The sequence below is a fragment of the Streptomyces sp. NPDC090045 genome (assembly GCF_044747975.1).
In the GTDB taxonomy this organism is placed as follows: domain Bacteria; phylum Actinomycetota; class Actinomycetes; order Streptomycetales; family Streptomycetaceae; genus Streptomyces.
Genome location: NZ_JBIVFA010000018.1, coordinates 137,496 through 164,274, shown reverse-complemented (window position 1 = coordinate 164,274; position 26,779 = coordinate 137,496). Strand labels below are relative to the sequence as shown.

The 26,779-nt window shown below is 72.8% G+C and carries 27 protein-coding genes and 1 tRNA gene; 13 read left to right on the top strand and 15 right to left on the bottom strand.

Translation table 11 applies throughout. The features are described 5' to 3' along the window. Positions 1-43: 43 nt before the first annotated feature. From mshC to ACIPYQ_RS35535, 4 genes are all read right to left on the bottom strand, one after another. Complete coding sequence (mshC, locus tag ACIPYQ_RS35550; protein ID WP_361770264.1) at positions 44-1,273, bottom strand: cysteine--1-D-myo-inosityl 2-amino-2-deoxy-alpha-D-glucopyranoside ligase; 1,230 nt, start codon at positions 1,271-1,273, stop codon at positions 44-46. A 110-nt stretch (positions 1,274-1,383) separates the two neighbouring features. After that, the gene (locus ACIPYQ_RS35545) at positions 1,384-2,232 is read right to left on the bottom strand and encodes an SCO1664 family protein (RefSeq protein ID WP_361770261.1); all 849 of its coding nucleotides are present in this window, start codon (positions 2,230-2,232) and stop codon (positions 1,384-1,386) included. Beyond that, a complete protein-coding gene (locus tag ACIPYQ_RS35540) occupies positions 2,196-2,786 on the bottom strand; it encodes a DUF3090 domain-containing protein (protein ID WP_030720371.1) in 591 nt (196 codons plus the stop codon). Before ACIPYQ_RS35540 ends, ACIPYQ_RS35545 begins: the two co-directional genes overlap by 37 nt. A gap of 74 nt (positions 2,787-2,860) precedes the next feature. After that, the gene (locus tag ACIPYQ_RS35535) at positions 2,861-3,580 is read right to left on the bottom strand and encodes a histidine phosphatase family protein (RefSeq protein ID WP_361770258.1); all 720 of its coding nucleotides are present in this window, start codon (positions 3,578-3,580) and stop codon (positions 2,861-2,863) included. Positions 3,581-3,642: 62 nt separating this feature from the next. On the opposite strand from ACIPYQ_RS35535, the gene corA reads away from it, so the two are divergent. Then, positions 3,643-4,626, top strand: coding sequence for a magnesium/cobalt transporter CorA (gene corA, locus ACIPYQ_RS35530; protein WP_401258282.1), 984 nt, complete (start codon positions 3,643-3,645; stop codon positions 4,624-4,626). 12 nt (positions 4,627-4,638) lie between these two features. Here the strand turns inward: corA and ACIPYQ_RS35525 are convergent, their stop codons facing one another. Both ACIPYQ_RS35525 and ACIPYQ_RS35520 read right to left on the bottom strand, forming a co-directional pair. Continuing rightward, complete coding sequence (locus ACIPYQ_RS35525; protein WP_361770252.1) at positions 4,639-5,427, bottom strand: ferritin-like domain-containing protein; 789 nt, start codon at positions 5,425-5,427, stop codon at positions 4,639-4,641. 187 nt (positions 5,428-5,614) lie between these two features. Then, positions 5,615-6,664, bottom strand: a complete 1,050-nt coding sequence (locus tag ACIPYQ_RS35520; RefSeq protein ID WP_361770249.1) for an LLM class F420-dependent oxidoreductase — start codon at positions 6,662-6,664, stop codon at positions 5,615-5,617. Positions 6,665-6,764: 100 nt separating this feature from the next. On the opposite strand from ACIPYQ_RS35520, the gene ACIPYQ_RS35515 reads away from it, so the two are divergent. Both ACIPYQ_RS35515 and ACIPYQ_RS35510 read left to right on the top strand, forming a co-directional pair. Beyond that, positions 6,765-7,748: an aldo/keto reductase gene (locus ACIPYQ_RS35515; RefSeq protein ID WP_401258281.1), complete on the top strand. Its 984-nt coding sequence runs from the start codon at positions 6,765-6,767 to the stop codon at positions 7,746-7,748. Continuing rightward, the gene (locus ACIPYQ_RS35510; RefSeq protein WP_401258280.1) at positions 7,745-10,096 is read left to right on the top strand and encodes an ATP-binding domain-containing protein; all 2,352 of its coding nucleotides are present in this window, start codon (positions 7,745-7,747) and stop codon (positions 10,094-10,096) included. The genes ACIPYQ_RS35515 and ACIPYQ_RS35510 overlap by 4 nt, the downstream gene beginning before the upstream one ends. 75 nt (positions 10,097-10,171) lie before the next feature. Here ACIPYQ_RS35510 and ACIPYQ_RS35505 read toward each other — a convergent pair whose 3' ends face one another. After that, positions 10,172-10,852 carry a hypothetical protein gene (locus ACIPYQ_RS35505; protein WP_401258279.1) on the bottom strand — a complete coding sequence of 227 codons (681 nt, stop codon included), beginning with the start codon at positions 10,850-10,852 and terminating at the stop codon, positions 10,172-10,174. Between the two features lie 47 nt (positions 10,853-10,899). Between ACIPYQ_RS35505 and ACIPYQ_RS35500 the strand changes: the two genes are divergently transcribed. Continuing rightward, positions 10,900-11,088 carry a DUF5703 family protein gene (locus ACIPYQ_RS35500; RefSeq protein ID WP_030009118.1) on the top strand — a complete coding sequence of 63 codons (189 nt, stop codon included), beginning with the start codon at positions 10,900-10,902 and terminating at the stop codon, positions 11,086-11,088. 39 nt (positions 11,089-11,127) lie between these two features. Here ACIPYQ_RS35500 and ACIPYQ_RS35495 read toward each other — a convergent pair whose 3' ends face one another. From ACIPYQ_RS35495 to ACIPYQ_RS35485, 3 genes are all read right to left on the bottom strand, one after another. Further along, positions 11,128-11,952: a chaplin family protein gene (locus ACIPYQ_RS35495; protein WP_401258277.1), complete on the bottom strand. Its 825-nt coding sequence runs from the start codon at positions 11,950-11,952 to the stop codon at positions 11,128-11,130. Positions 11,953-12,151: 199 nt separating this feature from the next. Beyond that, entirely contained in the window at positions 12,152-12,385 is a 234-nt protein-coding gene (locus tag ACIPYQ_RS35490; protein WP_361770234.1) for a chaplin, read from the bottom strand. Between the two features lie 129 nt (positions 12,386-12,514). Continuing rightward, complete coding sequence (locus tag ACIPYQ_RS35485) at positions 12,515-13,840, bottom strand: M20/M25/M40 family metallo-hydrolase (RefSeq protein ID WP_319723551.1); 1,326 nt, start codon at positions 13,838-13,840, stop codon at positions 12,515-12,517. Positions 13,841-14,007: 167 nt separating this feature from the next. On the opposite strand from ACIPYQ_RS35485, the gene ACIPYQ_RS35480 reads away from it, so the two are divergent. Continuing rightward, positions 14,008-14,095, top strand: a tRNA-Leu gene (locus tag ACIPYQ_RS35480). Positions 14,096-14,271: 176 nt separating this feature from the next. Here the strand turns inward: ACIPYQ_RS35480 and ACIPYQ_RS35475 are convergent. The 3 genes from ACIPYQ_RS35475 to ACIPYQ_RS35465 all read right to left on the bottom strand — a co-directional run bounded on the left by ACIPYQ_RS35475 (position 14,272) and on the right by ACIPYQ_RS35465 (position 18,585). Continuing rightward, entirely contained in the window at positions 14,272-15,711 is a 1,440-nt protein-coding gene (locus ACIPYQ_RS35475; RefSeq protein WP_401258303.1) for an amino acid permease, read from the bottom strand. A gap of 218 nt (positions 15,712-15,929) precedes the next feature. Continuing rightward, positions 15,930-17,474 (bottom strand): APC family permease, encoded by a 1,545-nt coding sequence (locus ACIPYQ_RS35470; RefSeq protein WP_401258275.1) that lies wholly within the window; start codon positions 17,472-17,474, stop codon positions 15,930-15,932. 163 nt (positions 17,475-17,637) lie between these two features. Further along, a complete protein-coding gene (locus ACIPYQ_RS35465; protein WP_401258274.1) occupies positions 17,638-18,585 on the bottom strand; it encodes a hypothetical protein in 948 nt (315 codons plus the stop codon). A gap of 266 nt (positions 18,586-18,851) precedes the next feature. Between ACIPYQ_RS35465 and ACIPYQ_RS35460 the strand changes: the two genes are divergently transcribed. Next, positions 18,852-19,277, top strand: a complete 426-nt coding sequence (locus ACIPYQ_RS35460) for an ASCH domain-containing protein (RefSeq protein WP_401258272.1) — start codon at positions 18,852-18,854, stop codon at positions 19,275-19,277. An 81-nt stretch (positions 19,278-19,358) separates the two neighbouring features. Here the strand turns inward: ACIPYQ_RS35460 and ACIPYQ_RS35455 are convergent, their stop codons facing one another. Then, entirely contained in the window at positions 19,359-21,014 is a 1,656-nt protein-coding gene (locus tag ACIPYQ_RS35455) for an FAD-binding dehydrogenase (RefSeq protein WP_362240615.1), read from the bottom strand. Between the two features lie 76 nt (positions 21,015-21,090). Here ACIPYQ_RS35455 and ACIPYQ_RS35450 point away from each other — a divergent pair, with 76 nt between their 5' ends. The 7 genes from ACIPYQ_RS35450 (at position 21,091) to ACIPYQ_RS35420 (ending at position 26,216) form a co-directional block, all read left to right on the top strand. Next, entirely contained in the window at positions 21,091-21,621 is a 531-nt protein-coding gene (locus ACIPYQ_RS35450; RefSeq protein ID WP_401258270.1) for an NUDIX domain-containing protein, read from the top strand. Between the two features lie 9 nt (positions 21,622-21,630). Further along, positions 21,631-22,029 (top strand): YidH family protein, encoded by a 399-nt coding sequence (locus ACIPYQ_RS35445; protein WP_401258268.1) that lies wholly within the window; start codon positions 21,631-21,633, stop codon positions 22,027-22,029. After that, a complete protein-coding gene (locus ACIPYQ_RS35440) occupies positions 22,026-22,343 on the top strand; it encodes a DUF202 domain-containing protein (RefSeq protein ID WP_361763951.1) in 318 nt (105 codons plus the stop codon). The genes ACIPYQ_RS35445 and ACIPYQ_RS35440 overlap by 4 nt, the downstream gene beginning before the upstream one ends. 130 nt (positions 22,344-22,473) lie before the next feature. Beyond that, positions 22,474-22,770 (top strand): hypothetical protein, encoded by a 297-nt coding sequence (locus ACIPYQ_RS35435; RefSeq protein ID WP_361763948.1) that lies wholly within the window; start codon positions 22,474-22,476, stop codon positions 22,768-22,770. A gap of 138 nt (positions 22,771-22,908) precedes the next feature. Next, positions 22,909-23,820 carry an MBL fold metallo-hydrolase gene (locus ACIPYQ_RS35430; protein ID WP_401258266.1) on the top strand — a complete coding sequence of 304 codons (912 nt, stop codon included), beginning with the start codon at positions 22,909-22,911 and terminating at the stop codon, positions 23,818-23,820. 111 nt (positions 23,821-23,931) lie between these two features. Further along, complete coding sequence (locus ACIPYQ_RS35425) at positions 23,932-24,990, top strand: phosphotransferase family protein (protein ID WP_401258264.1); 1,059 nt, start codon at positions 23,932-23,934, stop codon at positions 24,988-24,990. A gap of 11 nt (positions 24,991-25,001) precedes the next feature. Continuing rightward, complete coding sequence (locus ACIPYQ_RS35420) at positions 25,002-26,216, top strand: acyl-CoA dehydrogenase family protein (protein ID WP_401258262.1); 1,215 nt, start codon at positions 25,002-25,004, stop codon at positions 26,214-26,216. Between the two features lie 173 nt (positions 26,217-26,389). Here the strand turns inward: ACIPYQ_RS35420 and ACIPYQ_RS35415 are convergent, their stop codons facing one another. Beyond that, entirely contained in the window at positions 26,390-26,758 is a 369-nt protein-coding gene (locus ACIPYQ_RS35415) for a MerR family transcriptional regulator (protein ID WP_401258261.1), read from the bottom strand. Between the last annotated feature and the right edge of the window lie 21 nt (positions 26,759-26,779).

The following is a 26,779-nucleotide window of genomic DNA, read 5'->3' as shown; positions in this document are numbered from 1 at the left end:
AGCGCGCCCCCGGCACCAGGCCGGGGGCGCGCTTCGCCGGTCCTTAGAGCGCCACGCCGAGGAGGGCGTCCACGGTGCGGGAGACCAGGCCGGGGGCCGACTCGTCGTCGCCGTCGGTGGCGTTCTGGAGCTCCACCCAGCGGTCCACGGCCGCCAGCGCCGCAGGGGCGTCCAGGTCGTTCGCCAGGGCCTCGCGGACCTCCTCCAGCACCGCGTCCGCCGCGATGCCGTCCGGCCGGGACACCGCCGCGCGCCAGCGCTCCAGCCGGGCCACGGCCTCGGCGAGGACGTCGTCGGTCCACTCCCAGTCGGCCCGGTAGTGGTGCGACAGCAGGGCGAGGCGGATGGCGGCGGGGTCGACCCCGGCGCGCCGCAGCGCGGAGACGAAGACGAGGTTGCCCTTCGACTTCGACATCTTCTCGCCGTGCAGGGCGACCATGCCGGCGTGGACGTACGCCTTGGCCATCGGGAACTCGCCCGTCAGGACCTGCGCGTGCGACGCGCCCATCTCGTGGTGCGGGAAGGCCAGGTCGGAGCCGCCGCCCTGGATGTCGAAGCCCATGCCCAGGTGGTCCAGGGCGATGGCGACGCACTCGATGTGCCAGCCCGGCCGGCCGCGGCCCAGCGAGCCGCCGTCCCAGCTCGGCTCGCCCGGACGTGCGGCCATCCACAGCATCGGGTCCAGCGGGTTCTTCTTCCCCGGCCGGTCGGGGTCGCCGCCCCGCTCGGCCGAGAGCAGCCGCATCGCCTCGGCGTCGAGGTTCGAGACCCCGCCGAAGTGCGCGTCGGATTCGACCGAGAAGTAGACGTCGCCGTCGAGCTCGTACGCCGCGCCCGCGTCCCGCAGCCGTTCGACCAGCGGCACGATGCCGGGTATGGCCTCGACGGCTCCGATGTAGTGCTGCGGCGGCAGCATCCGCAGGGCGGTCATGTCCTCGCGGAAGAGTGCGGTCTCGCGCTCGGCCAGCTCGGTCCAGTCGTGGCCGTCGCGCAGCGCCCGCTCCAGGAGCGGGTCGTCCACGTCCGTGACGTTCTGGACGTAGTGGACCTGCCGCTTGGTGTCGAGCCACACGCGCTGCACGAGGTCGAACGCGTTGTAGGTCGCCGCGTGACCGATGTGGGTCGCGTCGTACGGGGTGATGCCGCAGACGTAGATACGGGCGACGGGACCGGGGGCGAGGGTGATCGTCCCCTGGGTCGCGGTGTCGTGGATCTGGAGGTCGCGGCCCTTGCCAGGAAGGGCGGGGACCTCAGAAGCGGGCCAGGCATGCATGTCTCGAGCCTAACCGGACGGATGTTCCGGAAACGAACCGGACCTGCAGTGTTGTCTTGATCGGCACTCTTGCGGTCTGGCCGGATCTGTGCGTGTGACGGATGGCCGGTTCAGACCGGTGGCCAGGGGATCGACGGCCACTGCCCGGACGGCTGCGGGTGGGTTCCGGTGCGCAGCAGGTGCGCCACCCGGTCCCGTACGGCGGCCAGCTCGACGGCGGTGATCAGTTCGGCCAGCCGGGTGGCGAGCGGGGCTCCCTCGGCCAGCCCGGCGGCCAGTGCGGCCAGCACCTCGCGTGCCTCGTCGGTCAGCGGCTCCCCCGCCCAGCCCCACAGGAGGGTGCGCAGCTTGTCCTCGGCGTGGAAGGTCACGCCGTGGTCGATGCCGTAGAGGCGGCCGTCGGGTGCCGGCAGCAGGTGGCCGCCCTTGCGGTCGCCGTTGTTGATCACGGCGTCGAGTACGGAGAGCCGGCGCAGCCGCGGGTCGTCTGCGTGGACGAGCAGCGCGGTGCGGCCCTGCCCCACTTCGGCGAAGGCGACGGGCTTCCAGCCGTCCCCCGCCTCCTCGCCGTCGACGAGTGCGAGGAGCCCGCCGGAGGGGGATTCCCCTTCCGGTCCCGCGGATTCGATCCACTGCTGGACCATGCCCTCGCCGTAGGGTCCGTCGCGCAGCACTGTGGCGGGAACCAGACCCCATCCGGTGGCCTCGGAGACGAGGTAGGCGGCGACCTCGCGCTGGGCGAGGTTCCCGTCGGGGAAGTCCCACAGCGGCCGCTCGCCCTTGACGGGCTTGTAGACGCAGTCGGCGCTCACGCCCTCGTGCGTGACGGTGCACAGCAGGACGGCGTTGGACGCCTCGCGGATCCGGCCGATGACGGTCAGCTCGCCCTTGGCGAGCAGTTCCTCGATCTCCCCCGTGTCGGTCACGCCTGGCGCCGGTAGCCGTTCTGGCGCGGGCACACGTGCCCCTCCGGGTCCAGCGGCAGGCTGCACAGCGGGCACGGCGGGCGGCCGGCGTTGACCACGTCCAGGGCCCGCTTGGCGAAGGCGCGGGCCTGGGCACCGGTGAGGCGGACCCGCAGCATCGGCGGGCCGTTCTCCTCGTCCTGGAGCAGCCGCTCCTCCGCCTCGGCGAGGTCCTCGTCGGAGTCGGCGTCGAGTTCCACCAGGGCCTGGGCCTCGACGATCATCCGCTGCTCCTCGCCGTCCCAGGCCAGGGCCATGGTGCCGACGCGGAACTCCTCCTCGACGGGGACGTCGAGGGGTGCGGTGTCGGCGGCCTCGGCGGGGGCGACGGCCGGCACCGGGGCGTTGCCGCCAGTCCGCCGCACGACCTCGTCCAGCAGCTCGTCCATCCGCTCGGCGAGCGCCGCGACCTGGGTCTTCTCCAGGGAGACGCTGGTGACGCGGGGGCCGGAGGAGGCCTGCAGGAAGAACGTACGGCGTCCCGGCAGACCGACCGTGCCGGCCACGAAGCGGTCCGGGGGGTCGTAGAGGAACACCTGACGGGGCACGTCCAGTCTCCAAGTCTCGGCGGCAGGGCAGGTCTGCGCCCTAGTGGGCCCGTCCACCCTACTGCGCCGTCCGATCACGCCGCGCCCGCGCCGCCTCCCACGACGGCGTTCCCCGCGTCTTCGGTGTCCTTGTCCGACGCGACGGGCTCCGGTGCGGCCGGACGCCGTACGAGCGGGCCGAAGTCCCCGGTGTCGCCCAGCCGGAACACGAACGGCCGGGTCGGCGTGTACCGGATCGCGGTCACCGAGCAGGGGTCGACGTGGATGCGCTGGAAGAGGTCCAGGTGCATGCCGAGGGCGTCCGCGACAAGGGACTTGATGATGTCGCCGTGGGAGCACATCAGGAAGACGGCGTCGCTCCCGTGCTCCTCCTCGACCCGCGCGTTCCACTCCCGTACGGCGTCCACGGCGCGGGCCTGCATGGCGCGCATGGACTCGCCGCCGGGGAAGGAGGCCGCCGAGGGGTGCTGCTGGACGATCTTCATCAGCGGTTCGTCGGCGAGCTCGGAGAGTTTGCGGCCGGACCAGTCGCCGTAGTGGCACTCGCCGATCCGCTCGTCGGTGTGCACTTCCAGCTCCGGCCTGGCGGCCAGCAGGGGTGCGAGGGTCTCCCGGCAGCGTTGCAGGGGGCTGGTGACGGCGGCGGCGAGGGGCACGCCCGCCAGCCGTCCGGGCAGGGCGGCCGCCTGCTCGGCGCCGCGCTCGTCGAGGCCGACTCCCGGTGTCCATCCGGCGAGCAGCCCTGCGGTGTTGGCGGTGGACCGCCCGTGTCGTACGAGGATCAGCGTGGCCATGGGGCCAGCCTAGGCGGTGCGGCCCGAGTGCGGGCGGGCCGTGGGCGGGGGACAATGCCCGCGTGATTGTGGACTGCGCGATTTACCGGAGCGGCCGCCGGACCGAGAGGCCCGAGGATTTCTCGGACGCCCTCAACGAGGCGCGGGCGAGCGGGGACGCGTTCCTCTGGATCGGCATGTACGAGCCGACGGAGGACGAATTCGAGCATGTCCGGCACGAGTTCGGCCTGCACCCGCTGGCGGTCGAGGACGCGCTGAGCGCACACCAGCGCCCCAAGCTGGAGGTCTACGACGATTCGCTGTTCGTCGTCCTCAAGCCGGTGATGTACGACGACGACACCGACACGGTGACCACGGGCGAGTTGATGCTGTTCATCGGCGACTCCTTCGTGGTCACGGTCCGGCACGGCGAGGGCGCCGCGCTGGCCGCCGTACGGCGTCGGCTGGAGCACGAGCCGGAGGTCCTCCGGCACGGTCCGACGGCGGTGCTGTACGCGGTGTCCGACGCGGTGGTGGACCACTACATCGAGGTGGCGGCCGAGCTCCAGTCGGATCTGGGGGAACTGGAGGCCGAGGTCTTCTCCCCGAACCCCTCGGACACCAAGAACACCGCCGCCCGGATCTACGGCTTCAAGCGGCAGGTCCTGGAGTTCCGGCGGGCGACGAACCCGCTGCTCCAACCGATGGAACGGCTCGCCTTCGGGGAGGTCCCCTTCGTCCACGAGCACGCCCAGCCCTTCTTCCGCGACGTCGCCGACCACCTGACCAAGGCGAACGAGTACATCGAGGGGCTGGACCGGCTGCTGTCGGACGCGCTCGCGGCTCATCTCGCGCAGATGGGCGTCCGGCAGAACGACGACGTCCGCAAGATCTCGGCCTGGGCGGCGATGGCGGCCGTCCCCACGATGGTGGCGGGGATCTACGGGATGAACTTCGACCACATGCCGGAGCTCAGGCAGTGGTGGGGGTATCCGCTGGTGCTGCTGGTGATGGCCTCGGCGTGCCTGGGCCTGTACCGGATGTTCAAGCACCGGGGCTGGCTCTAGTTCCGCGTACGGCTAGGCGAACTCGGGCGTGCCGGACGGTGCGCCGCCCAGCGCGTTGCGGCGCTGGGGCATCCGCAGGTCGACCATCCGGTGCCAGCCGCTGAACCGCTCGTACGCGTACATGGCGCGGATGCCGACGGCGAGCGCGGCCGCCTTCGGGGCGGGCCAGTGCAGCACCCGTCCCATGTGGTCCATGACGGCGAGGCTGACGTCCCGGTAGACGCCGATCTCGGCGAGCGCGCTCTCGCGGAGCACCCGCTGGATGGTCCGGCCGTGGCCCGCGCGGGCCAGGCGCAGCAGTTCCTCGTGGCAGTAGGCGAGGTGGTTGTCCTCGTCGTTGCTGATCATGTGGATGGCCTTGCCGACCTCGGGGTGGTCGCCGAAGTACCTGACCAGCATGTCCATCTGGTCGGCGGCACGCTGTTCGGTGACGCGGCTGTGCGCGAGGTAGACGACGATGTCCCGCTCGGTCAGCGCCTGCTCGCGGCGCAGCTTGTCGTGCGCGAGGCCGATGCCGCGGCGTTCCAGCAGCATCGTGTAGTCGGTCTCGGGCGGGACGGGCACCGGTGCGAGGCCGCGCTTGCGGAGCAGCGCGTTGAAAATGCGCCCGTGCTTGTCCTCGTCCGCGCCGTGCCGGGTGATCTTGGGCGCGAGGTCCCGCATGGAGTCCGGCACCAGGGCCGCGATCCGGGCGTTCTCCCAGCCGCCCTGGGACTCCCCGCTGGCAGCGATGGAGCAGAACAGCTGGAAGGAGTCGTCGTTGTCGACGATCTCCTGGAACAGGCTGCGGGCAGAGAGCATGAACCGAGTCAAACGCCGCTCGCGGGGACCGGCAACCGAGGGGTCGCCCTACTCGTCCGAATGAACGAAACGAGGGGATGGGCCGCCGCGCGTAACCCTGCGGGCACCCCGGGCGTTGTTGGCTGTGTCGGCCGTGGCGGGGAAGACCCCCCGAGCCCCCACCACGGCCGCAGACCACTCCTTGTTGTCAGGCCAGTCCGGCGAGCTCCATGGCCTCGGTGCCGGCCCGCAGGGCGGCGATCCGCTCGTCCAGGGTGAATCCGGCCGGGGCCAGCGTGAGGGTGGTGACCCCGGCCTCCGCGTAGGCCCGCATCCCGTCCGCGATGCGGCCGACCGGGCCGAGCAGCGTGGTCGAGTCGATCAGCGAGTGCGGGACGGCCTCGGCCGCACCGGTCTTGTCGCCGGCCAGGTACTTGTCCTGGATCTCGGCGGCCTCCTTCTCGTAGCCCATGCGCTGGGCCAGCTGGTTGTAGAAGTTCTGCTTCCGGCTGCCCATGCCGCCGACGTACAGGGCGGTGTAGGGGCGGAACATGTCCGCGAGCGCGTTCACGTCCTCGCCGAGGGCCAGCGGCACGGTCGGGCAGACGTCGAACCCGTCCATGGTCAGCCCGGCCTTCTCGCGGCCCGCCCGGATGTGGGTGAGCGCGGTGGCCTCCAGGTGCTCGGCGGCCGGGAAGATCAGCAGGGCGCCGTCGGCGATCTCGCCGGTCTGCTCCAGGTTCTTCGGACCGATGGCGGCGATGTAGAGCGGGATGTGCTCGCGCTCGGGGTGCACGGTCAGCTTGAGGGGCTTGCCCGGGCCGCCCGGCAGCGGCAGGGTCCAGTGCTCGCCCTCGTAGGAGAGGCGCTCGCGGCTCATGGCCTTGCGGACGATCTCCACGTACTCCCGGGTCCGCGCGAGCGGCTTGTCGAACTTGACGCCGTACCAGCCCTCGGAGACCTGCGGGCCGGAGACGCCGAGGCCGAGCCGGAAGCGGCCCTTGGTGAGCGAGTCGAGGGTGGCCGCCGTCATGGCGGTCATCGCGGGCTGCCGGGCCGGGATCTGCAGGATCGCCGAGCCGACGTCGATGCGCTCGGTCTGGGCGGCGACCCAGGCGAGCACGGTCGGGGCGTCGGATCCGTAGGCCTCGGCGGCCCAGCAGACGTCGTAGCCCAGGCGGTCGGCCTCCTGGGCGACGGCGAGGTTGTCGGCGTCCATGCCCGCGCCCCAGTAACCGAGATTGATGCCGAGCCGCATGTGTCGTCCCCTTACCGGTTTACCGATCAGTAACGTTGGTGTGCGGGGACTGTAGCGCGCCAGGGTGCTCCGCGTCAGCGCCCCAGTAGTCTCAGCGCTCATGGAGCAGAGGCATCTCGGCCGCACCGGACTGCGCGTTTCCCGGATCGGCCTCGGCACCCTCACGTGGGGCCGCGACACCGGCGAGGAAGCCGCCGCCGAGCAGGTGAAGACCTTCTGGGAGGCGGGCGGCACCCTCGTCGACACGGCCGACGTGTACGGGGGCGGGGAGGCGGAGTACCTCCTCGGGCGGATGGTGGGCGGGCTCGTCCCGCGCCGGGACCTGGTGATCGCGACCAAGGCGGGCAGCGTGCCGGACCCGGACCGGCGGTTCGACGGCTCGCGCGGGCACCTGCTCGACGCGCTGGACGCCTCGCTGGACCGGCTGGGCACCGACTACGTCGACCTCTGGCAGGTGCACGCCTTCGATCCGGCGACCCCGCTGGAGGAGACCCTGCAGGCGCTGGACCTGGCGGTGAGCAGCGGCCGGGCCCGGTACGCCGGGGTGTCCAACTACTGCGGCTGGCAGCTGGCGAAGGCGGCGACCTGGCAGCTCGCGGCGCCCGGCGTGCGGACCCGGATCGCCTCGACCCAGATGGAGTACTCGCTGCTGCAGCGGGGCGTGGAGCGGGAGGTGCTGCCCGCCGCACTGGACCTCGGGATCGGCCTGCTGCCCTCCTCCCCGCTGGGACGCGGGGTGCTGACGGGCAAGTACCGGGACGGCGTGCCGGCGGACTCCCGGGGCGCCTCGGAGTCCCTGGCCGCCTTCGTGGACCCGTACCTCGACGAGGCGGCGGGCCGGATCGTGGACGCGGTGGTGACGGCGGCCCGGGGGCTGGCCGTGACCCCGCTCGAGGTGGCCCTCGCGTGGATCCGGGACCGGCCGGGGGTGGTCGCGCCGATCGTCGGCGCCCGGACGTCGGCGCAGCTCGCGGCGGCGCTGTCGGTGGAGGCCCTTAGTCTTCCGGAGGAGATCTGCCGGGCGTTGGACGATGTGTCGGCGCCCGTGCACCGCTATCCCGATCAGGACTGGAGCACGCTGTGAGTACGGACCGCCAAGCCGAAGCCGAAGCCGCTGTCGCGGAGGAACCGGCCGGGCCGCAGGCCGACTCGGGCGAAGCCCCGTCGGACACCCCCGGGACCGCCCCGGCCGCCCTGCCCGCCGAAACCGGCTCGGCGGAAGCCGGGTCCGAGGCTGGGGCCGAGGCTGGGCCCGCAGCCGAGGCCGAAGCCGAGGCCGAAGCCGAGGCCGAGGCCGAGGCCGAAGCCGAGGCTGGGCCCGGAGCCGAGGCCGAAGCCGAAGCCGAAGCCGACGCCGGAGCCGACGCCGGAGCCGAGGCCGAGGCTGGGGCCGAAGCCGAGGCTGGGGCCGGAGCCGAGGGCCAGGCTGGGACCGGAGGCGACGGCGCCGCCGAGCCGGCCGCCGAGGCCGCGGCGGCGCCCGCGCTGACCGAGGCCCAGGCCGAGCTCGCCGCGCAGAAGGTCGAGCGGGAGCGGATCGCCCGGCGCAAGGCCGAGCGGGACGCGCCCGTCGAGGCCGGGGCGAAGCTCAGCGGCAAGGCCGCCGACCTGCTGGCCGCCGTACGGGCCGTGGAGAGCGGGGAGAAGCCCCCCGCCGTGTACTTCGACGAGGCCCCGGCCGCGCCCCGCAGGCCGGCCCCCGCCCCCGCCGCGCCGCGCCCGGCCGCCCCGGCGCCGGTGGCCGCCGCGGCACCCTCCGCCGACGCCGTCGAGGGCGTACGGTCCGTCCTGGCCCGCGGTGGCGCCCCCGAGTCCCTGGCCGGCCAGGCCGCGGCGGCGCTCGGCGACGGCGCCGCCGAGCAGCTCGCCGAGAACCCCTGGCGGCTGCTGTCGGTCCCCGCCGTGCGCCCGACGCAGGCGGACGGCTTCGCGCGCTCCCTGCTGGGCTCCGGGGCCGGTCCCGGGGACGAGCGCCGCACCACCGTCCTGGTGGGCTGGCTGCTGGCCCAGGCCGGGCTCAAGGGGCACACCGCGCTGGAGGCCCCCGTGCTGGAGAAGGCCCTGGCCCAGTACGGCGTACCGGATCCGGCCGGAGCGCTGGAACAGGCCATCGCGGAAGGCTCGGTGCTGGTCTTCCACGAGCCCCTCGGCCCGCCGGTCGAGGAGGGCGAGGAGCAGCCCGTACGTCTCCTCGTGGGCCTGGAGGGTTCCGCCATGGCCGAGGAGAGCCTGGCCGACGGCCTGGCGCGGCTCGCGTCCGGCACCTTCGACGCGCCTGCGGACTGGGAGCAGGCTGCCGGGGCCGCGCCGGGACCGTCCGCCGCCGAGCTGATCCGCACGGTCGCGGGCCACGGCCTGGTCGCCCACACCGGCGGCGAGGCCGCGCGGGCCGAGGCGTTCGCCCTGGTCGCGGCGGCCCGGGAGCTGGGGCTGCGGGCCTGCGCGGCCGCGCACGCGCCCGGCGGCCCCGACCCGGTGACCGTGGCGGGGCTGCTGTCCGGGGCGGAGGGGCCCGGGCGGGACGCGGACGGGCAGTTCGCGCTGGACCTCCTCGTGGTGCTGGACGCGCCGCAGCTGGACGTGGAGACCGCGGCCGCGCTGGTGGAGTCCGTACCGGACGGGGCCCGGCTGGTGCTCTCCGGGGACCCCGGTGTGCTCGCGTCCGCCGGGGCGGGACGGGTGTTCGCCGATGTGCTGGCGGCCCGTACGTGCCCGCAGGTGGTCTCCCGCACCCCGGACCCGGGCCCTCTCGGCGAGCTCGTCTCCGGGGTGGGGATCGGCGAGCTGAACCAGGTGGACGCCCCCGGCAAGGAGGTCGTCATCGTCCCGGTGCAGGACGCCGGGGAGGCCGTGCACCGGGCCGTGCAGCTGGTGGCCGAGTCGGTCCCGCGGGCCTTCGGGATCCCGGCGGACAGCGTTCAGGTGATCACCCCGGGCCACGGCGGCTCCGCGGGCACGCGGGCGCTGAACACCGCCCTCAAGGAGCGGCTGAACCCCGGTCCCGGCCGCTTCGGCGGCTTCGACCCCGGCGACCGGGTGGTCCACGTTCCGTCCGCCGGGCGGGCGCTGGCGGCCCGGGTGGTGTCGGCCGACGCGCAGGGGCTGCACCTGGACCGTGCGGGCGTACGGATCGTCGTACCGAAGGAGCTCGTGGAGTCCCAGGTGCGGCACGGCTGGGCGGTGACGGCGCACCAGGCCGTCGGCACGCGCTGGCCGGCAGTGGTCGTCGTCCTGCCGGGTGACGCGGCGCAGGCGCTGTCGCGGGACTGGGTCTACACGGCGTTCGGGCGGGCCGAGCGGCACCTGTCGGTGGTGCACGGCGTCGACCAGGCGCTGCCGCGCGCGGTGGCCGAGGTGCTGCCGAAGCCGCGTACGACCCGGCTGACGGGCCTGCTGAAGGGGCTCGCGACGGCGGGCGCACAGGCGGAGTGACTCCGGCCGTGGCCCCCGCCCGTCGGGAGGGGGCCACGGATGCCGGACGGATGGCGTGCGGGGGCGGGCCGGGGTTCAGGCGGGGGTCAGCCCCGGCTCCGCGGTCTCGTCCTCGTCCTCTTCCTCGCCTTCGTCCTCGCCCTCGTCGAACTCGTCGGACTCCTCGTCGAAGACGGAGCTGACGTCGAACCGGTGCAGGACGTCCTGCGGGTCGATGTTCCCGAAGGGCGAGTTGAGCCACTCCCCCGGTTCCGCCATCTCCTCCGAGGCGGCGATCCAGAGCGTGGAGTCGCCCTCCTCCAGCCCGAAGTCCTTGAAGCGGGAGGCGATCTCGTCGGGCTCGTACTCCCCGAAGAGGACCCCCAGGGCCTCGGCGGTGCCGCCGTCCTGGACGAACTCGGCGTCCCGGTCGTGCGCGGCGATCCGCTCCGCCTGGGCGATCAGCCGCGGCGGTTCGACGACGGCGTAGTCGCGGCGGATGAGCACGCTGAAGGCGGCGGGCTCGGCGGGGCCGGTGTAGGGCACGCCGTCCTCGGGCGTGGGGATCTCGAAGGGAGTGACCTCGTCGTAGCGGTCGTAGAGGAGTTCGTCGTACTCCTCGGCGGCGGCGGCGAGTTCGTTGAACGCGGCGTAGACGTCCGGGTCCTCTTCCCCGGTCCTGCGCTCGACCGCGGCGAGGTGACGGTCGAGCGCGGCCTTGACCGCCTCGGCGGCGGCGCGTACCTCGGCAACAGTGGGCAGAGCGGCATCAGACATAGAGCAGACGCTATCCGTACGAGGGCTCTGCCCGCACAATAGATGCGATGCCGGAATACGAATTTGTCGACGTGTACGTGCCCCGCGGTGTTCCTCGCAAGGAGGCGACCCGCCTGCTGACCGATCATGCCGAGTACGGGAACTGGGAACTCGACCGGCTGAGTCTGTACCGGGACGGCAGTCGCCGTGTGCGACTGCGCCGCCGGATCATCCGCCAGGTCCGCGCGACCTGGTGACGCGGGCCCCGGGGGCGGGGCCCGCGTCGTGAGCAGCCGTCAGGCGGCGTTGCGGGCGCGCCGGTAGAGCACGCTGCCCGCCAGCAGCAGGCCGCCCGCGAGCGGGAGGCCGGCGGTGAGGACGTCACCGGAGCCGGTGGCGGCGAGACCGGCCGCCTGCCCGGGGTTGCCCCCGGTGTGCGTGCCGGTTCCCGGGCCGGGGTGCGTGACCGGGGTCACGGGGGTGACGGAACCGGTGCCGGGGTTGGCCGGCGTACCGGGAGTGCCCGTGCCGGGCGTACCGGGAGTGCCCGGGTTGCCCGGGTTCTCACCACCCGGCGTACCGGGATTCCCCGGGGTTCCGGGGTTGCCGGGGTTCTCCCCGCCCGGGGTGCCGGGGTTGCCCGGGTTCCCGGGGTTCTCGCCACCGGGCGTACCGGGATTCCCCGGGTTCCCGGGGTTCTCTCCGCCCGGAGTGCCGGGGTTACCCGGGTTGCCCGGGTTCCCCGGGTTCTCGCCGCCCGGCGTACCCGGCGTACCCGGGTTTCCGGGGTGGCCCGGGTGGTCGTCGCAGGGCTCGTCGCCGTCGCCGGGGTGTCCCGGGTTGCCGGGGTGTCCGGGATTGCCCGGGTGTCCCGGATGACCGGGCTTGCTCGGCTTGCTCGGCTTGCCGTGGCCCCCGTTCGAGCAGTGGTTCCCGAAGGCCGGATTGAGGCCTCCCACCACCGTGACCGTGTTCCCGCAGGCGTTCACCGGTGCGTCCACGGGTGCCTGCACGTTGTTCCCGGACAGCAGTCCCGGAGAGTTCGCGGTGTGCCCCGAGGCGCCGGAGTCCGCGTGTGCGTAGCCCCCGCCCAAGGCGAGGACACCCCCTGCGGCAGCCATGGTGATCAGGGTCTTCCTGGTGACCTGTGCCGGTCGTCGCATCTGTACTCGTCCCCTGGTGTGTGCGTTTCGGCCGTCTCTCGGCGGCCCGGCCGTCCTGGCTCCCCCGCCTGGTACGCCGAAGATGAGAATCCGGGCCGGAAAGCCCGGTGGCCCCGGAGCGCTGGAATGCGCTCCGGGGCCCAAGACTTCAAACGCGTCAGGCGTTGACGCAGGTGTTGCCGAAGGCCGGGTTCAGCAGGCCGATGATGGAAACGGAGTTCCCGCAGACGTTCACCGGGATGTGGACCGGAACCTGGACGGCGTTGCCGGACAGAACACCGGGGGAGCCGATGGCCGCACCCTGGGCACCCGCGTCGGCGACAGCCAGACCCGCACCCGCGAGAACCAGGCCACCAGTGGCAGCCGCAGCGGCGACAACCTTCTTGATCATTGTTCCTCCTAGTAGGCAATGCGGTCCCAGCCGCGGACCGCACCACCTGTAACGAGGAGGGATCACCAGGGCTACGAGCGTATGAGTGCATTCACTCTTCTCAGTGGAATGCGCACACCTACCCGAATCTCAGGCGTTGTCGATGAACCGGTCGAGCACGCGCACGCCGAACTTCAGTCCGTCCACGGGCACGCGCTCGTCCACGCCGTGGAACATCCCGGCGAAGTCCAGCTCCGGCGGCAGCTGCAGCGGCGCGAAGCCGAAGCAGCGGATGCCGAGGTCGTCGAAGGACTTGGCGTCCGTACCGCCCGAGAGCATGTACGGGACCGCCCGCGCGATCGGGTCCTCGGCCTTCAGGGCGCCCTGCATGGCGTCCACCAGCCGTCCGTCGAAGTCGGTCTCCAGCGCCTTGTCCCCGTGCACGTCCTCCCGCTTCACGCGCGGCCCGAGGATGCGGTCCAGGTCGGCGAAGAACTCGTCCTCGTAGCCCGGCAGGAAGCGGCCGTCGACGTGGGCCGTCGCCTGGCCGGGGATGACGTTGACCTTGTAGCCGGCGCCGAGCATCGTCGGGGCGGCCGAGTTGCGCAGCGTCGCGCCGACCATCTTGGCGATGCCGCCGAGCTTGGCGAGCGTCTCGTCCATGTTGTCCGGGTCCAGCGGGGTCCCCAGCGCGTCCGAGAGCTCGTCCAGGAAGCTCCGTACGGTCTTGGTCACCCGCACCGGCCACTGGTGGCGGCCGAGCCGCCCCACGGCCTCGCACAGCTCCGTGATGGCGTTGTCGTTGTTGGTCATGGAGCCGTGGCCCGCGGTGCCCTCCACCGTGAGCCGCATCCAGTGCATGCCCTTCTGGGCGGTCTCCACGAGGTAGAGCCGCAGGTTCTCGTTCACGGTGAAGGAGAAGCCGCCGACCTCGCCGATCGCCTCGGTGACGCCCTCGAACAGGCCGGGGTGCTTGTCGACGAGGTGCCGGGCGCCGTAGATGCCGCCCGCCTCCTCGTCCGCGAGGAAGGCCAGCACGATGTCGCGCGGGGGCTTGCGCCCGCTGCGCATCCGGTCGCGCACGACGGCCAGCGTCATCGCGTCCATGTCCTTCATGTCGACGGCGCCGCGGCCCCACACGCAGCCGTCGGCGATCTCGCCCGCGAACGGGTCGTACGTCCAGTCCGCGGCATTGGCCGGAACCACGTCGGTGTGCCCGTGGATCAGCAGCGCCGGCCGCGAGGGGTCCTCCCCCTCGATCCGCGCCACGGTCGAGGCGCGCCCCTTGTGCGATTCGAAGATCTGCGGCTCCAGCCCGACCTCGGCGAGCTTCTCGGCGACCCACTCCGCCGCCTTGCGCTCCCCGGGGCCCGAGTGGTCTCCGTAGTTGCTGGTGTCGATCCGGATGAGGTCCCGGCAGAGGTCGACTACCTCGTCCTCGCCGGAGACGGTCCTGCCCGCGCTCGACTCGCTCACGCTGCTTCCTCCCACTGATCAGTACCGAACACCTCCATCCTCCCGCCCCGGGCCCCTGTCCCCAAGGGCGATCCCCGGCCGTCAGGGGGTGTGATCGAGGACCCCGGAATGTTTGGTAATGTTTTCCACGTCGGAACGGCCCGCGAGGGACGCGAGACAGACACCTTGTCCGGGTGGCGGAATGGCAGACGCGCTAGCTTGAGGTGCTAGTGCCCTTTATCGGGCGTGGGGGTTCAAGTCCCCCCTCGGACACCACGGCAAAAGGCCGGTCGGGAGAAATCCCGGTCGGCCTTTTGCGTTCCCCCGGGCCGGACGGGGTGGACGGGCGGGACGCGGGCCGGCCCGCCGGCCGGCCCGCGTCTGGTCTTGCGGGGCGGTTGTGGGCCGGGTCTGGGAGGCCCCGGTGCGGGGGCCTCCCAGGCTGTCCGGGGTCAGTGGCGGGAGGCCGCTATTTCGGCTACTCGGCCGCGGACCAGGAACCAGCCGCCGACCAGGGCGGCGGCGATGAGGGGGACGAACATGACCGTGGTGCGGCCGACTCCGCCGTCGCACCACATCAGGACCAGGACCGTCAGGAGGAAGGCCAGGGTCACGAGCTGGGTGTACGGGGCCCAGGGCAGGCGGTACGCGGGGCGCTCCAGGCGGCCCTGCTGGGCGCGGCGCCAGAAGAAGAGGGAGCAGAGCATGACCATGCCCCAGGTGCCGAGGATGCCGAGCGAGGCGAAGTTGAGGACGATCTCGAAGGCGTCCTTGGGCATGAAGTAGTTCAGGCCGACGCCCGCGACGCCGAAGGCGGCGGTGAAGAGGACGCCGCCGTAGGGGACCTTGCCCTTGTTCATGAGGCCGGTGAACTTCGGCGCGGAGCCGGACATGGCCATCGAGCGCAGGATGCGGCCGGTGGAGTAGAGGCCGGAGTTCAGGCTGGAGAGGGCCGCGGTGAGCACGACCAGGTTCATGACGCCGGCGGCGCCGGGGACGCCGAGCTTGTCGAAGACGGTGACGAAGGGGCTCTGGCCGGAGCTGTACGCCGTGTAGGGCAGCAGGAGGGCGAGGAGGACGACCGAGCCGACGTAGAAGAGGCCCACGCGCCACATGATCGAGTTGATCGCCTTCGGCATGATCTTCTCGGGGTTCTCGGTCTCGCCGGCGGCGACGCCGCAGAGCTCGACGGAGGCGTACGCGAAGACCACGCCCTGGATGACCAGGAGCATGGGGAGCATCCCGGAGGGGAAGATGCCGCCGTTGTCGGTGATGGTGGAGAGGCCCGGGGTGTGGCCGCCGATCTCGTGGCTGGTGGCGACGAGCCAGATGCCGACGATCAGGAAGATCACCAGGGCGGCGACCTTGACCAGCGAGAACCAGAACTCCATCTCGCCGAAGTACTTCACCGAGATCAGGTTGGCGGTGAGGACGACGGCGAGGGCGATGAACGCGAGGACCCACTGGGGGACGTCGGTGAACATCGACCAGAAGTGGGCGTAGGTCGCGGCGGCCGTGATGTCGGCCACGGTGGTGGTCGACCAGTTCAGGAAGTACAGCCAGCCCGCCGTGTAGGCGCCCTTCTCCCCCATGAACTCGCGCGCGTAGGAGACGAAGGCTCCGGAGGAGGGGCGGTACAGGACGAGCTCGCCGAGCGCCCGGACGACGAAGAAGGCGAAGACTCCGCAGACCGCGTAGGCGATCGCGAGGGAGGGGCCCGCACCGGCGAGGCGGCCGCCGGCGCCGAGGAACAGCCCGGTGCCTATCGCTCCGCCGATCGCGATCATGTTGATGTGGCGGGACTTGAGGTCCTTGCTGTAGCCCTCGTCACCGGCGTCGACATGGCGGGAAGACGCCGGGGCGGGGGCCTCGGTCAAGGTGCGGTCACTCAGGTCACTCATGTATGACTTCGCCTTCGTGGGGGTCGGACGGCAGGTCCGTTCCGCGGCGCAGGGGAGCTGGGTGGTGTCCCCTGTGTCGCGGTCCGGTGAATTTGTCGCCCCAGGAGACCATGAGTCCGCCACCCTCCAAAATCGGCCCCCTGTACGCCGAAGCCCCCGACGACCTTGGAAAGGGATGTCGGGGGCTTCGTGGAGGCTCGAAAGCGAGGTCAGTCGGTGGTATCGGCCGCTGCCGCTTGATCGAGGCGGAAGGCCTCGTTGCCCAGGCCGATGCGGGCGTGCACCTCGGGGCGGCTGCGGCGCAGCACGGCTCCGTAGAGCAGGCCGCCGACGACGGCGACGCCGATGATGCCGGGCAGGGCCCAGCTGAGCGCGGAGCCCTTCTCGGCGCCGACCAGGACGCCGAAGTCCTTGACGGTGTAGAGGGCGATGGCGAGCAGTGCGATGCCGGCGGCGCCGGCCGCGACGAGGCGCCAGACCTGGGCGCCGGCGGTGCCGCGGCGGACGAAGAAGGCGATGACGGCGAAGGAGGCGGCGGCCATGAGGAGGGTCACGCCGAGGGCGCCGACGCTGCCCATCCAGGTGAACAGGTGCAGGACGGGGGCGGTGGGGTCGCCGGCGGGCATGTCGTCGGTGACGGCGAAGGCGATCACGACGAGCGCGGCGATGCCGGTCTGCAGGAGGGAGCCGGTGGCGGGGGCGCCGGTGCCGGTGTTGGTCCGGCCGAAGGCGGCGGGGAGCAGGCCCTCGCGGCCCATGGCGAAGGCGTAGCGGGCGACCACGTTGTGGAAGCTGAGCATGGCCGCGAACATGCCGGTCACGAAGAGGACGTGCAGGACGTCGGTGAAGGTGGTGCCGAGACGGCTCTCGGTGAGCTGGAAGAGCAGGCCGGGGCCGGCTTCGGCGGAGGTCTTCACGACCTCGGCGGGGCCGGTGGCGACGGTGAGGGCCCAGGCGCTGAGGGCGAAGAAGAGGGCGACGAAGGCGACGGCGAGGAACATCACCCGGGAGACGACGATGTGCGGCTTGCTGGTCTCCTCGGCGTAGACCGGGGACTGCTCGAAGCCGACGAAGGCGGCGATGCAGAAGCAGAGCGCGGTGCCGAAGCCGGCTCCGCTGAGGGTCTCGGGGTTGAAGGCGTGCAGCGAGAGGCCTTCGGCGCCGGGCTCGGCGAGGGCGGCGACGTCGAAGACGACGACGAGGACGCACTCGACGAGGAGCAGGACGCCGAGGACCTTGGCGTTGAGGTCGATCTTGAGCCAGCCGAGCGCGCCGGTGACGGCGACGGCGATCAGGGCCGGTATCCACCAGGAGAGTTCGATCTCCAGGTAGGTGGCGAAGAGGCCGGATATCTCGAAGCCGAGGATGCCGTAGACGCCGCACTGCATGGCGCTGTACGCGACGAGGGCGACGAGGGAGGCACCGGCGCCGGCGGTGGGGCCGAGGCCGCGGGCGATGTACGCGTAGAAGGCGCCGGCGTTGTGGACGTGCCGGCTCATCTCGGCGTAGCCGATGCTGAAGAGCGCGAGGACGGCGCCGAGGATGACGAAGAGCAGCGGCTGGCCGACGATGCCCATGACCCCGAAGGTCGTGGGCATGACACCGGCGACGACCATCAGGGGCGCGCTGGCGGCGAGTACGGACAGGAGCAGGCCGGCCGTGCCGAGGCGGTCGGCGCGCAGGGCGCGGTCCTGGCCCTTGTACGTACGGATCTCGGCCGGGTCCTGGAGCGTGGTGGATCTGCCCGTCGGCATGGAGGCGTCCTTTCGGGGGCGCGGTTCTCTCGGGGGCGGTTCTCTGGGAGTGCGGTGCTCTGGTGGCGCGGTTCTCTCTGGTGGCGCTGTTCTGTCGGGGCGCTGTTCTCTCGGGGGCGCGTTCGTTCGGGGGCGCGGTTCCTTCGGGGGTGGCGTCTTCGTGTCAGGCGGTGCCGAGCGCGACGCTGCGCGCGGCGAGGAAGGCCTTCTGCGGGTCCCGGTCCGGATAGGACCAGGGGGCGCGGGTGGCGTGGCTGCCGATCCGGTGGAAGAGGGCGGCGGCCTCGGCGGGCCGGCCCTCGCAGAGTTTGGCGTGGGCGAGGAAGTTGAGGTCGACCCGGTTGCGGGGGTGGTCTTCGCGCTCCCACTCCAGCCACCAGTCGAAGGCGGAGCGCAGGACCTGGCGGGCACGGCGGCCGGCCCAGTGGGCGGCCGCCGCCTCGGGGGTGTGGCCGTGGGTGGCGGCGAGGACCCGGTAGCGCTCGGCATGCGCGACGACGGGGAGCACGGCGAGCGGGGAGTCGGCCGGGGATTCCTCGGCGGCCCAGGCCGCGAAGTCGTAGACCTCGTGGAGCGGGTCCTGGCCGGAGGCGAGGGCGCGTTCGGCCAGCCGGGCCACCATCAGGTGGTGGGCGTGGTGGTGCTCGCGGTGGCGGGCCCGGACCTGGTCGAAGTGGCGGCTGAACTCCTCCTCGCTGCCGAAGGCCCGGGAGAGGAGGAGCAGTCCGAGCCAGGGGGTGGGGTCGGCCGGGAGCAGGGCGGCTGCCCGGCGGCAGGCCTCCTCGGCGGCGGCCGGGGTGCCCTTGTGGCGCAGGGCGGTGAAGACGGTGGCGCAGGCGAGGAGGGTCGAGGCGTCGGCGCTCTCCGGCTCGGCGAGCAGCCATTCGCCGGCCCAGGCGGTGGCCGCCGGGGTCTGGGCGAGGACGACGACGCGGTGGGCCCGGCGGTCCCAGTCGTCGCCGGTTCCGACGAGGAGGGCGCGGGCCCTGGCCCACCGGCCCTGGGTGAACTGGGTGCGGACGTCGACGAGTTCGGCGTCGCAGAGGGCCGGGTCGAAGAGCTGGGCTTCCCGCTTGCGGGCGCGGCCGAGGGGCGGCGGAGGCGGGGACATCCGCGGTTTTCCCTCCAGGACGCGGGCGGACGAAGGTCGGCGGCGGCCGGAAACGCGCGCAGGGCGCACGCGAGCGGTTCGGCCTGGTGGTCGGGGGATCGTGCCGGTGAGCACACCGGTGATCACGCACAGCAAAGCGGTACGCACGCCTCCGAGTCAAGGTCCAGTCCACTGCCTGGCGGGTTTCAACTGCAGTGATGGCGATACGAGTTGGGATGGTTGTACGGGTTCGGGAGATCGCGGCGGCAGCCTCGTAGGGTGATCACATGACCACCTACGACGATCTCCCTCCCTACCTGCTGGGGTTCCCCGGTCCGCTGCGCGACCAGCTGGTCGCGGCCGTGCTGAGCGGGGCGAAGACCAGCACCACCGGCCTGCTCGCGGAGTACGAGGCCGAGGGCGAACCGCTGCCCGAGCCGGGCACCCGTTCCCTGCTCGTCGATTCCGGGGAGCGGGGGGTTGCAGTGGTGGAGGTGACGGCCGTGGAGGTGCTGCGGCTGGGGGACGTCGGGCTGGAGCACGCGCTCGACGAGGGCGAGGGATTCGCGTCCGTGGCCGAATGGCGTACGGCACACGAGGACTTCTGGCACAGCGAGCCGGTGCGGGCGGCCGTCGGCGACCCGGGGTTCACGGTCGACGACGACACCCTCGTCGTCGCGGAGCGGTTCCGGGTCACCGAGCGGCTGGTCTGATGGAAGGGGCCTGACGGGAGGGTCCGGCCGGGCGGGGCGCGGGCGGAGGCTCGGCCGGGCGGAGCGCCCTGCTCCGGGGCCTCAGCCGGTCGCCGCGGCCGCGGCGCGGCCCGCCGCGCGCCCCGAGAAGATGCAGCCGCCGAGGAACGTGCCCTCCAGGGCCCGGTAGCCGTGGACGCCCCCGCCGCCGAATCCGGCCGCCTCGCCCGCCGCGTAGAGGCCGGGCAGCGGCTCGCCCGTACCGGTCAGGACGCGCGAGGAGAGGTCGGTCTCCAGGCCGCCCAGGGACTTGCGGGTCAGGATCGAGAGCCGTACCGCGATCAGCGGCCCGGCGGCGGGGTCCAGGATCCGGTGCGGGGCGGCCGTGCGGATCAGCTTGTCGCCCAGGTATCTGCGGGCCCCGTGGATGGCCGTGACCTGCAGGTCCTTGGTGAAGGGATTGGCGATCTCGCGGTCGCGGGCCACGATCTCGCCCCGGACGGTGGCCTCGTCGAGGAGGTCCTCCTTGGTGACCGCGTTCATCCCGCGGACCAGGGCGGACAGGTCGCGCTCGACGACGAAGTCGGCGCCGTTGTCCATGAAGGCCCTGACCGGGCCGGGTACGGCCTGGCGGGCGCGGGTGATCACGTCACGGACCGACTTGCCGGTCAGGTCCGGGTTCTGCTCGGAGCCGGAGAGCGCGAACTCCTTGCCGATGATCCGCTGGTTGAGCACGAACCAGGTGTGGTCGTGCCCGGTCTTCATGATGTGGTCGAGGGTGCCGAGGGTGTCGAAGCCGGGGAACAGCGGCACCGGCAGCCGCTTGCCCGTCGCGTCCAGCCACAGCGGGGACGGGCCGGGCAGGATGCGGATGCCGTGTCTGGCCCAGATCGGGTTCCAGTTCTCGATGCCCTCGGTGTAGTGCCACATCCGGTCCTTGTTGATGTGGCTGGCGCCGGCCGCCTCCGCGATGCCGAGCATCAGGCCGTCCACGTGCGCCGGAACCCCGGAGAGCATCCGCTGCGGCGGGGTGCCGAGCCGGGCCGGCCACTGGGCGCGCACGAGATCGTGGTTGCCGCCGATGCCGCCGCTGGTGACGATGACGGCCTGGGCCCGCAGGGAGAACTCCCCGGTGACCTCGCGGCTGCTCGCGGTGCCCCGTTCGGCGCCGGAGGGCGCCAGGATCTCGCCCGTCACGGTGTCCAGTGCACCGGCGGTGGCGGAGAGCCCGGTGACCCGGTGGCGGAAACCGAGCCGGACCAGGCCGCGGGCCACCCCGGCCCGCACGCGCCGCTCGAAGGGTGCCACCAGGCCGGGGCCGGTGCCCCAGGTGATGTGGAAGCGGGGGACGGAGTTCCCGTGGCCGTTGGCGTCGTAGCCGCCGCGCTCCGCCCAGCCGACGACGGGGAAGAAGCGGACGCCCTGGGCGTGCAGCCAGGAGCGCTTCTCGCCGGCCGCGAAATCGACGTAGGCCTCGGCCCAGCGGCGCGGCCAGGCGTCCTCCTCGCGGTCGAAGCCGGCGGTGCCCAGCCAGTCCTGGAGGGCGAGTGCGTGATGGTCCTTGATCCGCATCCGGCGCTGCTCGGGCGAGTCCACGAAGAACAGGCCGCCGAACGACCAGTGCGCCTGACCGCCGATGGACTGCTCCGGCTCCTGGTCGAGCAGGATGACCTTGCGGCCCGCGTCGACGAGCTCGGCGGTGGCCACGAGGCCCGCGAGCCCGGCTCCGATCACGATCACGTCTGCGTCGTACGTCATGCGGCTACCCGTCCTCCGTCGGTGGTGGGGCAGATCCTTGGCTACGGAGCGGTAACCAGTCAACAGGGGTGGTTGGATGAACCGCGTGAGTGCCGCTGATGAAGTACTGGACGTGGTGGACCGGGACGACCGGGTGACCGGGCGGGCCCCGCGCGGCGAGGTGTACGCCCGGGGGCTGATCCACCGCTGCGTGTTCGTGCAGGCGAGGGACGCGGAGGGGCGGATCTTCGTCCACCGGCGCACCGCCTCGAAGCGCGTCTTCCCCTCGCACTACGACATGTTCGTGGGCGGGGTGGTCGGCGCCGGCGAGACGTACTCGGAGGCCGCGCTGCGGGAGGCCGAGGAGGAGCTGGGGGTACGGGGGCTGCCGCAGCCGACGCCGCTGTTCAAGTTCCTGTACGAGGGCCCGGGCGGGGCCTGGTGGTCGTACGTGCACGAGGTGCGGTGCGAGCTGCCGGTGGCCCCTCAGGTGTCGGAGGTCGACTGGCACACGTACCTCACGCCGGAGGAGCTGGAGCGGCGGGTCGAGGGCGGGGACTGGGCCTGGGTGCCGGACGGGCTGGAGGCCCACCGGCGGCTGCGCGGGTTCCGGGAGGCCGGCCAGTAGATTGGCCTGGTGATCGACTTCGTCAAGGACGTGCGCCTCTGGTTCGCACCCGCGCGGCTGAAGGACGAGGGCGAGACCCCCGACTACCGCTTCTCGCTGGCCAACGAACGGACCTTCCTGGCCTGGATCCGTACCGCGCTGGCGCTGGTGGGCGGCGGTTTCGCCGTCGACCAGTTCCTGCCGGACCTGCGCTGGGGGGTGCGGGTCGGGATGGCCTTCGCCCTGCTCGCGGTGGGTGCGGCCTGTGCGCTGCGGGCGGTGAACCACTGGGTGCGGTGCGAGCGGGCGATGCGGCTGGGCGAGGACCTGCCGCTGTCCCGGTTCCCCGTGGTGCTGAGCCTGGGCGTGGGGCTGGTCGCGCTGGCGATGGTGGTGGTCGTGCTGATGGGCTGGACGACGGGGCAGTGAGCGGGCCGGGCACCGACCGCGACGCCGGGCTGCAGCCCGAGCGGACCCGGCTCGCGTGGCGGCGTACGACGCTGGCCTCCTCGGTGGTGGCGGTGCTGGCGCTGCGGCAGGCACTGCGCGGGTCCGGCGCGCCGGTGGAGGTGGCCGGGGCGGCGGTGATCGCGCTGGTGTGGCTGCTGTTCCTGTGGGTGGCGCACCGGCGGATCCGGGCGCTGGCGGCGGACCGGCCGCGGGGGCTGTCGCCGTGGGCGGCGCTGGCGGCGGCGGGGTGCACGCTGGCGCTGGCACTGGTCGCCGTGGCGGTGATCCTCTGAGCCCGGGCCCTGGCCCGACCCGACCACGGCCCGGCCCCGGCTCCCGGTCGCTCCGGTCGGATGATCGCGGTTTTACGCGTCGCTCGGACACAACGGGCGATACCCGGCGATCCGCACTAATCTCGGCGCCATGACGACCCTGCACCACGAACACCCCACGCACCAGCACACGCACGGCGCGGACTGCGGGCACCAGGCGGTTCGGCACGGCGACCACGTCGACTACGCGCACGACGGCCATCTGCACCGGGAACACTCGGGGCACTGGGACGAGTGCGAGCCCACCGGGCACACCGCGCACGACGGCCACGACCACGCGCACGGCTCGGGCTGCGGGCACGAGACGGTCCAGCACGGCGACCACGTCGACTACGTGCACGACGGACACCGGCACGCCGCGCACGACGGGCACTACGACGACCACTGACCGGCGCCACTGACCTCTCCCGCGCGATGGCGCCCCGTACGGGAGGGGCCGGCCGGCGCGCGGCACCCGCTCTCCCCCGGCGCGACGACGGCTGGCAGGATGCTGACCGCCCGTCAAAGCGACCCGGGGAGAGCCCAGATGCCCGTCGAAGAGCCGTACCTCGTCCAGCCCGCGCCGGGGGTGTACGCCTACGTCCAGCCGGACGGCGGCTGGTGCCTGAACAACGCCGGCTGCGTGAGCGACGGCGGCCGGACCCTGCTCATAGACACCGCCGCCACCGAGCGCCGGGCCCTGGCCCTGCGCGAGGCGGTCGTGGCGGCCGGGGTGCCGCTCCCCCGCACCGTGGTGAACACCCACCACCACGGCGACCACACGTACGGCAACGGCGTCTTCGCCCCCGAGGCGCTGATCCTCGGGCACGACAGCGCGCGCACCGAGCAGCTCGCCGCCGGGCATCAGCTGGAGCTGATCTGGCCCGCCACCGACTTCGGCGCGATCGAGATCACCGCGCCCGATCTCACGTACAGCGACCGGGCGACCGTGCACGTGGGCGGGACGGAGGTGCAGGTCATCCACCCGGGGGTGGCGCACACCACCGGGGACTCGATCGTGTGGCTGCCCCGGCAGCGGGTGGTGTTCACGGGGGACCTGGTCTTCGCCGAGGGGACCCCGTTCCTGGCGATGGGTTCCCTCGCCGGCTCCCTGCGGGCGCTGGAGCTGCTGCGCTCGCTGGACGCGGAGACGGTCGTACCGGGTCACGGGCCCCTGACCGACGCCTCGGCCTACGAGGCCACCGAACGCTACCTGCGGTACGTGGCCGAGCTCGCCCGGGAGGGGCGGGCGAAGGGGCTGACCCCGCTGGAGGTGGCCCGGCAGGCCGATCTCGGGGAGTTCGCCGCGTGGCGGGAGAGCGAGCGGCTGGTGGCGAACGTGCACCGGGCGTACGCGGAACTGGCCGGGGAGCCGGAGGGCGTGCCGCTGGACATCCTGGCGGTCCTGAGGGACATGACGGTGATGAACGGCGGGACACCGATCCTCTGTCACGCGTGAGCTGACATGGCCGGGCGGAAGGTCTTCTTTCGGCCCGTGCTCTGGACGGCATACCGACTGGTCGGCATGATGGCATTCCGCTGTTCCCACTCAGCACGGAGGTGCGCACCCATGACCTCAGCCCCGGCCGACCCGCGCGGCCTGGATCTGGAACGGCTGCGCGGTCATCTCGACCGCGTGCGGCCGGGCCTCGTGGCCGGGCCCCTGCGCGGCCGGCTGATCGAAGGCGGCCGGTCGAACCTCACGTACGAGATCACCGACGGGACCGCCCGCTGGGTGGTGCGCCGGCCGCCGCTGGGCCACGTACTCGCCACCGCGCACGACATGCGGCGCGAGCACCGGGTCATCGAGGCGCTGCACGGCACGGCCGTGCCGGTGCCCGAGCCGCTGCTGCTGTGCGAGGACGAGGCCGTGCTCGGGGCCCCGTTCTACGTCATGGAGTACGTGGAAGGGGTGCCGTACCGGACGGCCGGCGAGCTCGCCGCGCTCGGTCCGGAGCGCACCCGGCGGGCGGTGCTGGGCCTGGTCGACACGCTGGTCGAGCTGCACGCGGTGGATCCGGAGGCGGTGGGCCTGGGCGACTTCGGCCGGCCGGAGGGGTTCCTCGACCGGCAGCTGCGGCGCTGGGGCAAGCAGCTCGCGGCCTCCCGGGGGCGGGAGCTCGCCGGGATCGACGAGCTGCACGCCGCGCTCGGCCGGACCCTGCCCGTCTCCCCCGCGCCGACGGTCGTGCACGGGGACTTCCGGCTCGACAACGTCCTGATCGGCGGCCCGGACGACACGATCCGGGCGGTGCTGGACTGGGAGATGTCCACCCTCGGGGATCCGCTGACCGATCTCGGGCTGCTCGTGATGTACAGCTCCGACCTCGGCCTGACCGCGTCCCCGGTCAGTACGACGAGCGGCGCGCCGGGCCATCCGGCCCCCGCCGAGCTGGTCGAACGGTACGCCGCCCGCTCCGGCCGGGACACCGGGGGCATCGCCTGGTACACGGCCTTCGCCTGGTTCAAGCTCGCGGTGATCCTCGAAGGCATCCACTACCGCTACACGCTCGGGCAGACCGTCGGTGCGGGCTTCGACCGGATCGGCGAGCTGGTGCCGGTCTTCATCGAGCACGGACTGACCACCCTGCAGGGCCTCCATGCATTCGAAAACGGCCAGGAAGGTTGAGGCACGCACCCATGGACTTCGCATTCGACGCCCGGACCGAGGAACTCCGCGAGCAGCTGCTCGCGTTCATGGAGGAGTACGTCTACCCGGCGGAGCCCGTCGCCGCCGAGCAGCGCGCACGGCTGGCCTCGCCCTGGGACACCCCGGCCGTCTTCGGTGAACTGAAGGCCGAGGCGCGCCGCCAAGGCCTGTGGAACCTCTTCTTCCCGGACGCGGACCACGGTGCGGGGCTGACCAACCTCCAGTACGCGCCGCTCGCCGAGATCACCGGCCGCAGCCCGCACCTGGCGCCGATGGCGACGAACTGCGCGGCCCCGGACACCGGGAACATGGAGCTGCTCGCGCAGTTCGGCGACGAGGCGCAGAAGAAGCAGTGGCTGGAGCCGCTGCTGGCCGGCGAGATCCGCTCCGCCTTCGCGATGACCGAGCCCGAGGTCGCCTCCTCGGACGCGATGAACATCGAGACGCGGATCGAGCGCGACGGCGACGCGTACGTGGTGACCGGGCGCAAGTGGTTCATCTCCGGGGCGATGAACCCGGACTGCAAGATCTTCATCGTGATGGGCAAGACCGACCCGGAGGGCGCCGATCCGCGCCGCAGGCAGTCGATGATCCTGGTCCCGCGCGACACCCCCGGCGTCGAGGTGCGGCGGGCCATGACGGTCTACGGGTACGAGGACCACGACCACGGCGGCCACGCCGAGGTGGTCTTCGACGGGGCGCGGGTCCCGGCGGCGAACCTGATCGGCGAGGAGGGCAGCGGCTTCGCCATCGCCCAGGCCCGGCTCGGCCCGGGCCGCATCCACCACTGCATGCGGCTGATCGGCATGACGGAGCGGGCCATCGAGCTGATGTGCCGGCGCGCGGTGGACCGTACCGCCTTCGGCAAGCCGCTGGCCGCCCAGGGCGTCGTACAGAACTGGATCGCGGATGCCCGGGTCACGGTGGAGCAGCTGCGGCTGCTGGTGCTGAAGACGGCCTGGCTGATGGACACGGTCGGGAACCGGGGCGCGCACACCGAGATCCAGGCGATCAAGATCGCGACCCCGCGGGCGGTGGTGCGGATCCTCGACGACGCGGTGCAGCTGCACGGCGCGGGCGGGGTGAGCCAGGACTTCCCGCTGGCCGAACTGTGGGCGGCGGCGCGGACGCTGCGGCTGGCCGACGGCCCGGACGAGGTCCACCAGCGGTCGCTGGCGCGACGGGAGCTCAAGCGCCACATGTAGGGAGCGCGCCCTGGCGGCGCGGCGCGGCCCCGGCGGCGCGGCGCGGCCCCGGCGGCGCGGCGCGGCCCCGGCGGCGCGGCGCGGCCCTGCCGGAGGACGCGGTTCGGTGTGGCGCGGCCCCTGCCGGGCGGAAGGGGCTCTGCCGGGCAGGGCCCCGGGCGTGGCGGCCGGGGTCAGGCGGTGGTGGCGCCCGCCGCCGCGTCGATGACCTCGTCCAGGACCTCGCGGGAGCGGAGCAGGTCGCCGATCAGCCGGTCGATCCGCTCCCGCTCGGCGGTCAGTTCGGCCACCAGCCGCGGGGTGGCGCGCACGGACGGGCCGCCGTCCTCGTCCCGCATGCAGGGCAGGATCCGCGCGATCTTCGCACTGTTCAGGCCGGCCGCGTAGAGCTCCTGGATGCGGATGACCCGGTCCACGGCCCGCTCGGAGAAGTCCCGGTGGCCGCCGGGCGTCCGGTCGGACACGAGCAGGCCCTGGGTCTCGTAGTAGCGCAGCGACCGCTCGCCGACACCGGTGCGCGCCGCCAGTTCCCCGATCCGCATGCCCCACCTCAGGTCTTGAAT

Coding starts and splice junctions, on each gene's coding strand:
- mshC (WP_361770264.1), bottom strand. CDS start 1,273: ATGCATGCCTGGCCCGCTTCTGAGGTCCCCGCCCTTCCTGGCAAGGGC.
- ACIPYQ_RS35535 (WP_361770258.1), bottom strand. CDS start 3,580: ATGGCCACGCTGATCCTCGTACGACACGGGCGGTCCACCGCCAACACC.
- ACIPYQ_RS35525 (WP_361770252.1), bottom strand. CDS start 5,427: ATGCTCTCTGCCCGCAGCCTGTTCCAGGAGATCGTCGACAACGACGAC.
- ACIPYQ_RS35520 (WP_361770249.1), bottom strand. CDS start 6,664: ATGCGGCTCGGCATCAATCTCGGTTACTGGGGCGCGGGCATGGACGCC.
- ACIPYQ_RS35515 (WP_401258281.1), top strand. CDS start 6,765: ATGGAGCAGAGGCATCTCGGCCGCACCGGACTGCGCGTTTCCCGGATC.
- ACIPYQ_RS35505 (WP_401258279.1), bottom strand. CDS start 10,852: ATGTCTGATGCCGCTCTGCCCACTGTTGCCGAGGTACGCGCCGCCGCC.
- ACIPYQ_RS35500 (WP_030009118.1), top strand. CDS start 10,900: ATGCCGGAATACGAATTTGTCGACGTGTACGTGCCCCGCGGTGTTCCT.
- ACIPYQ_RS35495 (WP_401258277.1), bottom strand. CDS start 11,952: ATGGCTGCCGCAGGGGGTGTCCTCGCCTTGGGCGGGGGCTACGCACAC.
- ACIPYQ_RS35490 (WP_361770234.1), bottom strand. CDS start 12,385: ATGATCAAGAAGGTTGTCGCCGCTGCGGCTGCCACTGGTGGCCTGGTT.
- ACIPYQ_RS35470 (WP_401258275.1), bottom strand. CDS start 17,474: ATGCCGACGGGCAGATCCACCACGCTCCAGGACCCGGCCGAGATCCGT.
- ACIPYQ_RS35465 (WP_401258274.1), bottom strand. CDS start 18,585: ATGTCCCCGCCTCCGCCGCCCCTCGGCCGCGCCCGCAAGCGGGAAGCC.
- ACIPYQ_RS35460 (WP_401258272.1), top strand. CDS start 18,852: ATGACCACCTACGACGATCTCCCTCCCTACCTGCTGGGGTTCCCCGGT.
- ACIPYQ_RS35455 (WP_362240615.1), bottom strand. CDS start 21,014: ATGACGTACGACGCAGACGTGATCGTGATCGGAGCCGGGCTCGCGGGC.
- ACIPYQ_RS35450 (WP_401258270.1), top strand. CDS start 21,091: ATGAACCGCGTGAGTGCCGCTGATGAAGTACTGGACGTGGTGGACCGG.
- ACIPYQ_RS35435 (WP_361763948.1), top strand. CDS start 22,474: ATGACGACCCTGCACCACGAACACCCCACGCACCAGCACACGCACGGC.
- ACIPYQ_RS35430 (WP_401258266.1), top strand. CDS start 22,909: ATGCCCGTCGAAGAGCCGTACCTCGTCCAGCCCGCGCCGGGGGTGTAC.
- ACIPYQ_RS35425 (WP_401258264.1), top strand. CDS start 23,932: ATGACCTCAGCCCCGGCCGACCCGCGCGGCCTGGATCTGGAACGGCTG.
- ACIPYQ_RS35420 (WP_401258262.1), top strand. CDS start 25,002: ATGGACTTCGCATTCGACGCCCGGACCGAGGAACTCCGCGAGCAGCTG.
- ACIPYQ_RS35415 (WP_401258261.1), bottom strand. CDS start 26,758: ATGCGGATCGGGGAACTGGCGGCGCGCACCGGTGTCGGCGAGCGGTCG.